General features: G+C 69.9%; 10 protein-coding genes. 3 read left to right on the top strand and 7 right to left on the bottom strand.

Annotation, left to right across the window (positions count from 1 at the left end; all coding sequences use genetic code 11):
- Positions 1-67: 67 nt before the first annotated feature.
- From AB0F98_RS31565 to AB0F98_RS31540, 6 genes are all read right to left on the bottom strand, one after another.
- Positions 68-277: a hypothetical protein gene (locus tag AB0F98_RS31565; RefSeq protein ID WP_357743182.1), complete on the bottom strand. Its 210-nt coding sequence runs from the start codon at positions 275-277 to the stop codon at positions 68-70.
- Positions 278-707: 430 nt separating this feature from the next.
- A complete protein-coding gene (locus AB0F98_RS31560) occupies positions 708-2,270 on the bottom strand; it encodes an IPT/TIG domain-containing protein (RefSeq protein WP_357743179.1) in 1,563 nt (520 codons plus the stop codon).
- Positions 2,271-2,555: 285 nt separating this feature from the next.
- Complete coding sequence (locus AB0F98_RS31555) at positions 2,556-2,948, bottom strand: hypothetical protein (protein WP_357743176.1); 393 nt, start codon at positions 2,946-2,948, stop codon at positions 2,556-2,558.
- A gap of 251 nt (positions 2,949-3,199) precedes the next feature.
- Entirely contained in the window at positions 3,200-3,823 is a 624-nt protein-coding gene (locus AB0F98_RS31550; protein WP_357743173.1) for a hypothetical protein, read from the bottom strand.
- A 208-nt stretch (positions 3,824-4,031) separates the two neighbouring features.
- Positions 4,032-4,661 carry a DJ-1/PfpI family protein gene (locus tag AB0F98_RS31545; RefSeq protein WP_357743170.1) on the bottom strand — a complete coding sequence of 210 codons (630 nt, stop codon included), beginning with the start codon at positions 4,659-4,661 and terminating at the stop codon, positions 4,032-4,034.
- Between the two features lie 2 nt (positions 4,662-4,663).
- Positions 4,664-5,626 (bottom strand): GlxA family transcriptional regulator, encoded by a 963-nt coding sequence (locus tag AB0F98_RS31540; protein ID WP_357743167.1) that lies wholly within the window; start codon positions 5,624-5,626, stop codon positions 4,664-4,666.
- A 200-nt stretch (positions 5,627-5,826) separates the two neighbouring features.
- Here AB0F98_RS31540 and AB0F98_RS31535 point away from each other — a divergent pair, with 200 nt between their 5' ends.
- Both AB0F98_RS31535 and AB0F98_RS31530 read left to right on the top strand, forming a co-directional pair.
- Positions 5,827-6,963 (top strand): glutathione-independent formaldehyde dehydrogenase, encoded by a 1,137-nt coding sequence (locus AB0F98_RS31535; RefSeq protein WP_357743165.1) that lies wholly within the window; start codon positions 5,827-5,829, stop codon positions 6,961-6,963.
- Positions 6,964-6,998: 35 nt separating this feature from the next.
- Entirely contained in the window at positions 6,999-7,400 is a 402-nt protein-coding gene (locus AB0F98_RS31530; RefSeq protein ID WP_357743162.1) for a heme-binding protein, read from the top strand.
- A gap of 211 nt (positions 7,401-7,611) precedes the next feature.
- Here AB0F98_RS31530 and AB0F98_RS31525 read toward each other — a convergent pair whose 3' ends face one another.
- Positions 7,612-9,432 (bottom strand): CocE/NonD family hydrolase, encoded by a 1,821-nt coding sequence (locus AB0F98_RS31525; protein WP_357743159.1) that lies wholly within the window; start codon positions 9,430-9,432, stop codon positions 7,612-7,614.
- 238 nt (positions 9,433-9,670) lie between these two features.
- Here AB0F98_RS31525 and AB0F98_RS31520 point away from each other — a divergent pair, with 238 nt between their 5' ends.
- Positions 9,671-10,678, top strand: a complete 1,008-nt coding sequence (locus AB0F98_RS31520; protein ID WP_357743156.1) for a CehA/McbA family metallohydrolase — start codon at positions 9,671-9,673, stop codon at positions 10,676-10,678.
- Positions 10,679-10,919: the final 241 nt, after the last annotated feature.

The raw sequence follows: 10,919 nt of genomic DNA, 5'->3' as shown, positions 1-10,919 counted from the left end.
TCACCGCCCACGCCTCATCGGTCAACTCGCCACGACGCACCACCGCGACATCGTCAACGATCAACCACTACAAGATCGGCAGGACACGCCCTAGCCCGGCCAGCCTGGTGAGCGACGCGATGTCCTCGTCGGCATCGAGCGCGACGTATTCGACATCGCGGCCGGGCTGCATGCACCGGACCCGCAGCGCACCGTCTACGTCGTCGGCGACGGGCAGTGCGCGGGCCACACCCCAGCCACGCTGCCAGCGGACGACGAGGTTTCGCAGGTTGCTCACCGATCGAGTAGATCACTTGCACCTCAGCGGCCCACCACGCCCTGCGGCGCAATGAGCCCGAGGTCACCTGCGCGGATCTGCTCGCTCACTACTGAGGACAAGCGTCGTGCCGGCAGGCGGGCCGACCCGACGTATCCGGCCATGGCCGCTGTCTCCTTCGCGCACGGACGCCGCAGTGCCGGTTGGAGACGGCTGGCACACCCTCTAAAGCTTCCTAGGACACTAGCTTCCGGAGGCCGGGGATGCCATCGGACTCGCCGCATGATCCGGGAGCACATCGCTACGCGGTGACGGCGAACTCGACCCGGGCGGTCCCGTCCAGCGACCTCCAGGGTCGCCAGGTTGTCGAAGCGCCCGGGTGGCGAGGAGCTCCTCGCCACCCGGGCCGACTCGGATCGCGCTCCGGCCTCGACGCCAGCGCACGACCGGGTCAGACGCGCTGCCTGCGGAGACGGGACGCGAGCAGCAGCACCGCACCGCTGAACAGCATGGTGAGGCCGGCCGCCACGGGCAGGCCGAGCGAGTCGCCGGTGACCGGCAGGTTCGCCTGGTAGTGGAACGCGGCCTCGTTCGACGTACCACCCGGTGTCGTCACCCGGACCTCGGCGCTGCCTGCCGCGCACGGTGGCGTGCGGAACGTCAACGACCGGCCGTCCGCCGCGACGGTGACCTCACCCGCAGCGATCGTTCGTCCGCAGATGCCGATCGTGGTCCGGCCCGGGACGAACCCGCTGCCCCGGACGGTCACGACGGTGCCGCCCACGGCGCTGCCCTGGTTCGGGGAGAGCGACTCGATCGTCGGCGCCGCCGCGACCGCCCGGTAGGTGAACGTGCCGGCGTTGGAGGTACCGGCCGGGAAGACCACCTCGACGCTCGCCGGACCCGCCGGGTTCGGCGGGGTCACCACCGTGATCGTGGTGCCGGCCGGGTTGACGGTGAAGCCGGTGCCGGCCAACCCGGCGAAGGTCACCCCGGTCGCTCCGCCGAACCCGGAACCCGTGATGGTCACCGTCGTGCCGCCGGCGGCCGGCCCCTCGCCCGGCGTCAGACCGGTAACCTCGGCGCCGGTGCCGTCGGCGAGATAGGTGTACGGCAACGAGGGCGTCGAGCCACCGGCCGTGGTGACCACCACCGCCGCCGGGCCAACCGTCCCCGGCGGCGTCACGGCCGTCAACGACGTACCGTCGGCGGCCACGACCACATTTGTGGCCGCCACGCCGTCGAACGTCACCGTGGCATCAGGCACGAAGCCCGTGCCCGTGATCGTCACCGGCTGACCGCCCGACTGCGGGCCGGAGGTCGGCGAGATCGTCGACGCCGTCGGCGGCACCGCCGGCGGGCTCTGGCAGGAGGCCTCCGCGAGGATCACCTGCCCGAGTGAGAACCGCACCGGTTCGGCACCGTCGAAGCCGGCGACGGAGAGCACCGCGCGCACGTTGATCGCGATCACGTTGTTCGGCGTGCCGGTGAGCTGACGGTCGACGACGGCGTGCAGAGTGGCGTTGGTCAGGCCGGTGACGGCGACGTTCGCGTTGAACTCCTGCGCCGTGTCACGGATGCTGATCTGCTGACCGAAGACCGCGATGTCATCGCCGGTGGCTCCGGCGTTGGTGTTGCCGGCGCTGCACTGGGCGGTGACCCCCAACTCGGAGACGTCCAGTACCTCGACGCCGAGGACGTTCAGCGTGAAGTCGGCGAGCCGGGACGACGCGGACGATGTGGTCGGCCCGCGGGTGGCGGTGACCTCCGCGACCGTACCGGTGGCGACCACGTTCACCGGATCGGCGGGGCTGACGTCCACCGACGTCTCGTCGTCCGTGCCGCCACCGGGCGGGGCGGTCACACTTCCAAACGTGCCCTGAGCCTGGACGGACTCGTCGCCGGGGTCCCCGACCAGGTCGAGGACCACGCCCCGGGCGGCGGCGTCGCCCGGGGCCGCGAGCGCCGGCGGCGCCAGTCCCAGGCCTGCCGCCCCAGCCGCCAGTAACCCCACCGATGCCACCGACAATCGTCGCCGGACAGACCTCATCAGTTCCCCCGTTCGCTCAAGCGGGCGCCGGTGCGCGGAACTGGATCCACGCCACCCGAAGGGCGAAACGAGACAGGAAGCGGACGCGCTACGGCCCGAACTACTGACCGCATCCGATCAGCCACGTTCGGCTACCGAACTGTCGGGGCGTCATGTCATCTCCTGTCCGTCTGACCGCCGACGGCCCAGGGCGGCGTCTCGCGGGAGTGGCGCGGACGGCGGCAGAAGCAGACGTACGGTCCGCAGGCCTCAACGGCGCGCCGTGAGAGGCGCGAGGACGAGGACGGCAACGCCGAGTGCGGTGGCGCCGACAGCCCACCACCAGAAGAATCCGGAGAAGACCGAGGCGATCAGGAGCCCGATGCCGAGGCCGGCCAGCAGGCCGAGGCCGAACAGGGCCCGTGGCGGCAGAGCGAGGTACGGCAGACGCCTTACCACGAGCACCTCCAGCCAGGTGCCGCCCACCGCCAGGAGGGCCGCGCCTACCCCGTCCACGGCGGACAGTCCGTGACCTTCGCTGACCGGCACGAGGACGCGGCCCTCACCACCGGCGGGGACGAAGAGGACGAGCACGCCGGCGACGATGAGCAGAGCCGTGACTGCCACCTGGGCGCGCGGCGCACCCCCGAGATCGTGAGACACCGCTTCAGTCTTGGGCATCCGGCGGTCCAACGGCAGGAGCCGAATCGCCGAACATCGGAAAGTCCGAACGGTAATCGCCACGGCCCGAGCTCACCTTCCGCCCCCGCCTCCCGCCCAGCTCGAACCACGGCGCGATCCGGCGCGATCGGTCGGCACCTGACCAGCGGCAGATCCGAACACGTGACCTTGGCAAATCCGCACGGCGGCGGTGGCAACAGCCGTCGGCGTGATCGGGTCGTTGCTCAGGCCGGTCAGGCGGCCGGTACCCGCGTGGGCGACCGGTAGCCTCCGTGGCTCGCGACCAATGCGTCCGCCACGAGTTCAGCGTCAGCTTCTGCGACGTCGGCTGGGTACTCCGGCAGCAGGTCGTCCCAGACGACCAGCCACGACCCGTACAGCTGCGCCTGCCCCTCGGGCCGGGCGAAGAACCAGACGTGCAGGTGGGCGCCGCCATCTCCGATGCGGTAGACGTGAGCCCTCGCGATGTGCGGCAGTGCCTGCATGTGGCGCACGATGCGGGTGCTCAGAAGCCCGAGTTCGGCGGCCAGCTCGTCAGGTAGATCCGCCATGTCGTAGTGGTCGCGCGGATGCAGCATGAGCACCAGCGGAACACCCACTCCCCCAATCCGGACCAGCCGCCAGTGATCGTTGAACCAGATCCCCTCGTCCCGATCGCGGCAGGCGTCGCAGTCCGACGGATCCTCGCCGTGCCGCGGCGGCTCCGGAAGCACCGGCGGGCGTAGCGGCGCCACGCGCAGTCCGTCCGGCTCGAACGGACTGATGTCCCATCCCGTCATGCGTGCCAGCGGGAGCCGACGCTCGCTGTCCGCGACGGCGACTGCGTGGTCGTAGAACTCGTCGGGTCGCAATGCCATGCGGCGAAGACTAGTACGGCAAGATCCCAAGCGATCTACAGGCCTGTTTGGCTGCACCACGGGAAGTGGGTTCCCGCGTTGTGCCTGGGGGGCACCGGCACGCACGCTGCTGCCTCAGCCACCAGGTGAGCGGCCGCCTTCGCGGGGCCGCGGTGCTTGCCAGTCGCGACTTGAGATGGTGACTGAGGCGTTGCGGGGCCAGCGCCGGTCAAGCGGCGCCGATCAGGCGCAGGGCCGGCTCGCGTAGCTCGGCCGGGGCGACGTCCGGGTGACCAGTGTGGAACGGCGGGTCGGGCGCGTACTCGATGGCGAGTTGGACCGCCTGCGCGGTGACACGGTCCCGCATGAGCGCGAGGAGCGTGAGGGCCATGTCGATGCCGGACGCCACCCCGGCCGCAGTGACGATCTTGCCATCGGTGACCACCCTTTCGCTGACCGGCTCGGCGCCTACTGTCGCGAGCCGCGGCAGCCAACCCCAGTGTGTGGTCGCCCGCCGGCCTTTCAGTAGGCCTGCGGCGCCGAGCAGGAACGAGCCGCTGCACACCGAGGTGGTCCAGGTGCTGTGTTCGTGCGCCTGCCGGATCCAGTCGAGCAGAGCCGCGTCGGCCATGGCGGAAAGCGTTCCGGGACCACCGGGGACGAGCACCACGTCCGGCCGCGGCACGTCGGCGTAGGTGGCGGTCGCCGTCAAGGCCAGGCTGCCGACGTCATCGACGATCGTGCCGATCGCCGCGGCGACGAAGGTGACCGTCACGTCCGGCGCGAACGCCAGCACGGTGTACGGTCCGACCGCGTCGAGTGCGGTGAACCGTGGGTACAGCGGAATGGCGACGTGCATGCTCAACTCACCTTCGCTTGGAACCGGCGCCGGTAGTCGCCGGGAGAGATCCGCCAGTGCCGGCGGAAGACGCGGTACAGGGTCTCGGGCGCGCCCAGCCCGGACTGCCGGGCGACGGCGTCCAAGGGTTGGCCGGTGACCTCGAGGAGCCGGCGCGCGGCATCGGCCCGGCTACGCTCGACGTAGCGGCCCGGCGAGATGCCGGTCTGCTCAGTGAAGACGCGGGAGAAGTGGCGCTCGCTCATCGCGGCCCGGCGCGCCAGGGTGGGGACGGTGAGATCGGCGGTGGGGTTCTCGTCGATGTACACCTGCAGCCGCCGCAGCGGCTCGTCACGCGGTGTGGTGGCACGCATGGCCGTGCTGAACTGGCTCTGCCCGCCGGGCCGATGCAGGTACACGACCAGGCCGCAGGCGACGTCCCGAGCCAGCGCGTGGCCGTGGTCGGCGGCGACAAGCGCGAGTGCGAGGTCGACGCCCGCGCTGGCGCCGGCCGACGTCCAGACCGGCCCGTCGTTGATGTAGATCGGGTCACCGTCGACGTCCACCTCGGGGTACCGCTCGGCCAACTCGCCGGTGGCCAGCCAGTGCGTCGTCGCCCGGCGTCCGGCGAGGAGCCCGGCCTCGGCGAGCAGGAAGGCCCCGTTGCAAACGGACGCCACGCGCCGCGCCGCGCCGGCCAGGCGGGCGATCCCCTCGATCAGGTCGCGGTCGCCGAGACGGTCCGGCACAGCCAGCCCACCGACCACCACCAACGTGTCGATGGGTCCGTCGATGTCCGGGATCGCCGTGTCGACCTGCGTCGTAAGGCCGTTGTGAGCGGGGACGGTGCCCGTCCGGACAGCGGTGACTTCCAGCCGATACCCGCTCGGCGACAGCAGGCTGGCCGTGCCGAACACGTCGGCGGGGCCGGCGAGGTCGAGCAACTGGAACCCGTCGAACACGACGAGCACGACGCGTCGGTGCATGCATCCATGCTCACTGGCCGGCCGAGATGGCGTCAACGACGCGGATATTGCACATTAGGCCACGCTCGGGGTCCGGCCTCCCGACCATGGGACGCACGAAAGCGGAATCATCTTCCATCTCGGGCGCGCGGCGGACGCTCGCGACCTAGCGTCGTCGGCATGAGCATCGCGCAGCAGACCGTGTGCGGCGAGGCCGGGTCATGAAGGCGGTCGTCTACCACGGGCCGCGCACCGTCAGCGTCGATACCGTCGAGGATCCCCGCATCGAGGACCCGACCGACGTGATCGTGAAGATCACCTCCACCGCCATCTGCGGTTCCGATCTGCACATGTACGAGGGCCGTACGAAGGCTGAGCCCGGACTGGTCTTCGGCCACGAGAACATGGGCACGGTCGTGGAGGTCGGCTCCGGCGTCGCGTCGGTGAAGGAGGGCGACCGGGTGTCGATGCCCTTCAACGTCGCCTGCGGCTTCTGCAAGAACTGCCTCGCCGGCTACACGGGGTACTGCCTCACGGTCAACCCGGGCTACGGCGGTGGGGCATACGGCTACGTCGCGATGGGGCCGTACCGCGGCGGGCAGGCCGAATACCTGCGCGTACCGTTCGCTGACTTCAACTGCCTCCAGTTGCCCAAGGGCGGTGAGCACGAGAACGACTTCGCGATGCTCGCCGACATCTTCCCCACCGGCTACCACGGCGTCGCGATGACGAACCTGCGTCCCGGGGAAACGATCGCGGTCATGGGCGCGGGGCCCGTAGGGCTGATGGCCGCCTACTCCGCGGTGATCATGGGCGCGGCGAAGGTGTTCGTGGTCGACCGGGTACCGTCGCGCCTGCAGCTGGCCGAGTCGATCGGCGCGATCCCGGTCGACTACTCGAAGGCTGACCCGGTTGAGCAGATTCGCGACCAGACCGGCGGCGACGGCACCGACAAGGGCGTCGACGCGGTCGGCTACCAGGCCACCGCGACCAGCGGCGAAGAACAGCCGGCGAGCGTGCTCAACAGCCTGATCGAGATCGTCCGCGCCACCGGCACGATCGGCGTCGTCGGGTTGTACGTCTCGCAGGACCCGGGCGCACCCGACCCGCATTCGGCCAACGGCGAACTGCTGTTTCGGGTGGGCAAGCTCTTCGAGAAGGGCCAGCGGATCGGCACCGGGCAGGCCAACGTGAAGGCCTACAACCGGTACCTGCGCGACCTGATCATCGCCGGCCGGGCGCGGCCCAGTTTCGTGGTCAGCAAGCAGCTTCCCCTCGACGACGCGCCGGAGGCGTACGCGCGATTCGACAGGCGTGAGGAGGGCTACTCCAAGGTGGTCCTCAAGCCCGCCGCCTGAGCCGACAACCCAACACTCACCCGCAGGGAGCATCCATGGCGACCGTCAACCTCGCCGACGCCCGCCGGATCATCGAGGCCGCGGAGGCGCGGGCCGCCGAGATCGGTCAGCCGATGAACATCGCCGTGGTCGACGTGGGCGGCAATCTCGTCGCCCACGTACGCATGGACGGCGCCTGGACGGGCAGCATCGACATCAGCGTCAACAAGGCGTGGACGTCGCGGGCGTTCGACATCGCGACCAAGGAACTCGGCGCGAACTCGCAGCCAGGGCAGCAGTTCTACGGGATCCACACCAGCAACCACGGCCGCGTGATGATCTTCGCCGGCGGTATCCCGCTGCGCCGCGGCGGCGAGGTCGTCGGCGCGGTCGGCGTCAGCGGCGGCACGGGCGAGCAGGACCAGACGGTCGCCGAGGCGGGCGCGGGCGCCCTCTGACGGTTCCTCAGTGCGCGGAACCTCGGCGCGCGGGCACCCTCTGACGGCTCCGCGCCCTGAGCAGCTCGTTATGTGTGGCGCGGAGGACCGAACCGCGGCCGCGCGGATCAATCTGCGCCCACGCGTCCGACACCGTAGCCGGCCTGTCGCTGCGCCGAGGGCAGTGATCCCAGGGGGCCCGGCACCAGCGGGTGCCGGGCCCCCTGTTCGGTCAGCGCTTGTGGGGAAGCTTCAGCTCGAAGGTCCCCGGGCCGACGTTGCCGAGCGTCGTCGTGTTCGCCGCGACGTACCGGTCCAGGTACGGCGAACGATCACCCTGGGTCGGCACATCGAACCGCGGGTCCTGCACGTCGAGGGCGAGCCGCGCGTCGGAGACCTTGATCGTCTGCCCGGAGGGAACGTCCCGCCAGCCGGATGCGCTGACGGTTCCGATCTGCACCCCCAGCCGGTGCCCACGCTCGAACGTCCAGTCCGTCGCCTTCAGCTCGACCAGGGTCGACCGGCTGCCGTCCAGCAGCGCGGCGTTCTCGTCGAACATCGTCGCCGTGCCGTCCGGCGCGACGTCCCACAGCCGTACCAGCACGTTGCCCTGACCGGTGGTCTTCAACGTGACCTCCGGCGTGGCCGTGATCCGCACCTGCTCGGTGACGGGCGTGGACCAGGTCCAGAAGCTGTTTCCGGGTGCCTCGGCGTTCTCCGTCTGCACGGCTGCCAGCGGGCCGGCCGACGGCGCGTTCTCGATGTCCCAGCCCTTGGCCTGCGGCGGAGACGTCAGCCGAGCCGCGCTCTGTGCGGCGCCGCCGTCGTCGACGTACCGCCCCGGCGACAGCCGCACCCGGTACGAGCTGTCGGCCTTCGGCCAGGTCGCCTGCGCCCGCCAGTTGGCGAGACTGTCCTCAATGGCGAACGCCGGGTCGCTCACCGACGGCTTGATGCCGCGCAGGTACTGGTCGTAGAACCGCATCACCTCGTCGAACCAGCCCGCCCGTCCCATCTTGAGCCGGCCGTCGGCGGTGGTGTCGTTACCGCGAACGTGCTCCCACTGACCGAGCCAGCCCCGTTCCGGGCCCTTGTGGTTGTCGAGGTACTGCTCCATGTCCTCGGGCTTGGTGTTGTCCTCGATGAAGCCCGACGTGACGAACAGCGGCGTGTGGGTCCCGACGGCGCGGGCGGCGAAGTCGCGGGCCCGCCAGTACGGCGACGTCGGGTCGGGGTCCTGGGTGTCGGTCTGGTTGTTGCTCAGGCACTCGGGGTGGCTCGCCTCGTACTGCGCGTTCGCCTTGTAACGGTCGCTGTCATCAGCCAGCGGTGCCATCGTCGCGATCGAACCGTACCCTCGTGGGCTGCTGGTCGCGTTGGAACGCGGCACCCCGTTGCTGAACAGGTAGTTGTACCTGTTCCAGGTCGGTTCCTGAGCGACGATCGCACGCAACGGCTTGAGCTTGAGGACGTTGGCCGCCAACCCGGTGTTGGCGTCGTACGACTTGCCGTACATGCCCACCTTGCCGGTCGACCAGGGCCGGCTGGCAGACCATTCGACGGCCGCCTTGACATCGGCTTGTTCGCCTGGGCCGAGGAAGTCCAGGCATCCGGTGCTGCCGCCGAAGCCGCGCAGGTCGACCATGACGAAGGTGTAGCCGCGGGCCATCAGGTCGGCGCCGTCGATGAAGTCCTGGAAGCGTGCCGAGGGTCCGACCCGGTCCCAGCCCTCAGGGTCGGTCTGCCCGGCGTGGGCGAAGTAGGGGCCGACCGAGAGGATCACCGGCGTCTTCGCATTGGGCGGCAGGTGCGCCGGGCGCAGCACGTCGGCGTGCAGCTCGACCCCGCTGCCGTCCGAGGACGGGAAGTACGCCTCCGTCCACGCTGCCCCCTCGGGGACCCGCGGGTTCTCCTCGTGGGTGACCGGGGCATCGGTTGCGGCGGCAACCGTCCCGGTCTGTGCCGCCGCAGGCGATCCGCCCGCGCTGACGGTCGTGATGATGGCCAGTGCACCGGCCGCCGATACGGCCGACATCTTCCTGCGAAGGTTCATCCGTCCTCCCCGTGACGAGCTCCAGGCGACGGCCCGCCCGGCTAGCCATCGAGGCTAACGGATCTTCACTTTCCTGTCTCCCATCGATTGGCGGTTTGCGGCAGCCCGGGTGATAGCTACCTGAGCCCTGAACCACCGCCGGCCCCGTCCGCAGTCGCCGAGATTGGTACGCCAGAGCTCGGCGCTCAACGCATCGGTGATCTTCTGGTTAAATGCCCGACATGGCCGGGACACGAGCATGACGACGGCGACCCCTGCTGAGGCAGAGTTCCCGCCCAGGCGGGCGGCCGGACGGGGGCGCGGCTGGTATCGGGGCGACTGTCACGTGCACTCGCAGCGCTCGCATGGCGGTGAGCTGACGCCGGAGCAGGTTGCATCTGCCGCCCGCGAGGTCGGGCTCGACTTCATCGCCATCACTGAGCACAACACCGCGGACACCCATGATGCCTGGGGGTCGCTCGTCGGTGACGATCTGCTGGTGGTCCTTGGCCAAGAGATCATCACCGACACCGGACACTGGCTCGCGTTAGGCCTGGAGCCCGGCCAGGTCATCGACTGGCGCTACAACCCGCGCGACGGCCTGATCGACCAAGCTCTGGATCACGTCCATCAAGCCGGTGGTCTCTGCGTCGTGGCCCACCCGCACGCACCGTACCCGTCCGGCGCGTTCATGTATCCGTTCCAGGGATTCGATGCGGTCGAGGTATGGAACGGGCTGTGGAGTTCGGACCTGCCCTGGAACGCTGACAACGAGGCGGCGGTTGCCGAGTGGGGCCGCGGCCTGGCGGCCGAGATACGCCACGGGCGTTGGCGTCCTGCGATAGGCAACAGTGACGTACATCTGCGAGGTCAGATCGGCACTCCGCAGACGGTCGTGCTGGCCGAGGAACTGGGCACCGCCGCCGTGCTCGCCGGTATCCGGGCTGGGCACACCTGGATTGCCGAGTCGGGCGCGGTCCGGCTGTCGTTTACCGCCCGCGCCGACGACCGCAGCGTCGGGATCGGTGAGCAGTTGGACACCGGCGGCGCGCCCATCGTGGCCCGGGTGAAGGTGACGGGTGTGCCGTCCGGCACGGTCAGCTTCCACACCGACCGGGGCGCAGTGCACCACGACGTGTTGCCTCACGAGGGCGCAGGCACGATTGACTGGCACACCAGCGCCAAGGAGTCGATGTTCGTCCGCGTCGAGGTACGCCACCCCACCGGACACATGGCGGCAATGACCAACCCGATCATCATCATCTAGAGCCAGGCCAGTGCGACTCTGCGGCACCAGCTTCCGGTCCAGTCGTTCAGCAGGCCGCCTGCCCTTCACGGCTATGACGTGGCGGGCGCCCGGAAAACCTTCGACCGAGTGCGCCGACGCGGGTCTTCCTAGCGCTTCCGGGGCCAGAAACGCGTTCAGGGCCACCCCAAGTTTGGGGTGACCCTGAACGGAAAGAATGTCCGGCGGTGTCCTACTCTCCCACACCCTCCCGAGTGCAGTA

The sequence above is a fragment of the Micromonospora sp. NPDC023737 genome (assembly GCF_040639715.1).
GTDB lineage: Bacteria > Actinomycetota > Actinomycetes > Mycobacteriales > Micromonosporaceae > Micromonospora.
Note: the sequence above shows the minus strand (reverse complement) of the source record. Positions and strands in the feature narration are given on the sequence as shown.

Excerpts from the sequence above, each read along its gene's own strand:
- AB0F98_RS31550 (WP_357743173.1), bottom strand. The coding sequence starts at position 3,823 with ATGGCATTGCGACCCGACGAGTTCTACGACCACGCAGTCGCCGTCGCG.
- AB0F98_RS31545 (WP_357743170.1), bottom strand. The coding sequence starts at position 4,661 with ATGCACGTCGCCATTCCGCTGTACCCACGGTTCACCGCACTCGACGCG.
- AB0F98_RS31540 (WP_357743167.1), bottom strand. The coding sequence starts at position 5,626 with ATGCACCGACGCGTCGTGCTCGTCGTGTTCGACGGGTTCCAGTTGCTC.
- AB0F98_RS31535 (WP_357743165.1), top strand. The coding sequence starts at position 5,827 with ATGAAGGCGGTCGTCTACCACGGGCCGCGCACCGTCAGCGTCGATACC.
- AB0F98_RS31530 (WP_357743162.1), top strand. The coding sequence starts at position 6,999 with ATGGCGACCGTCAACCTCGCCGACGCCCGCCGGATCATCGAGGCCGCG.
- AB0F98_RS31525 (WP_357743159.1), bottom strand. The coding sequence starts at position 9,432 with ATGAACCTTCGCAGGAAGATGTCGGCCGTATCGGCGGCCGGTGCACTG.
- AB0F98_RS31520 (WP_357743156.1), top strand. The coding sequence starts at position 9,671 with ATGACGACGGCGACCCCTGCTGAGGCAGAGTTCCCGCCCAGGCGGGCG.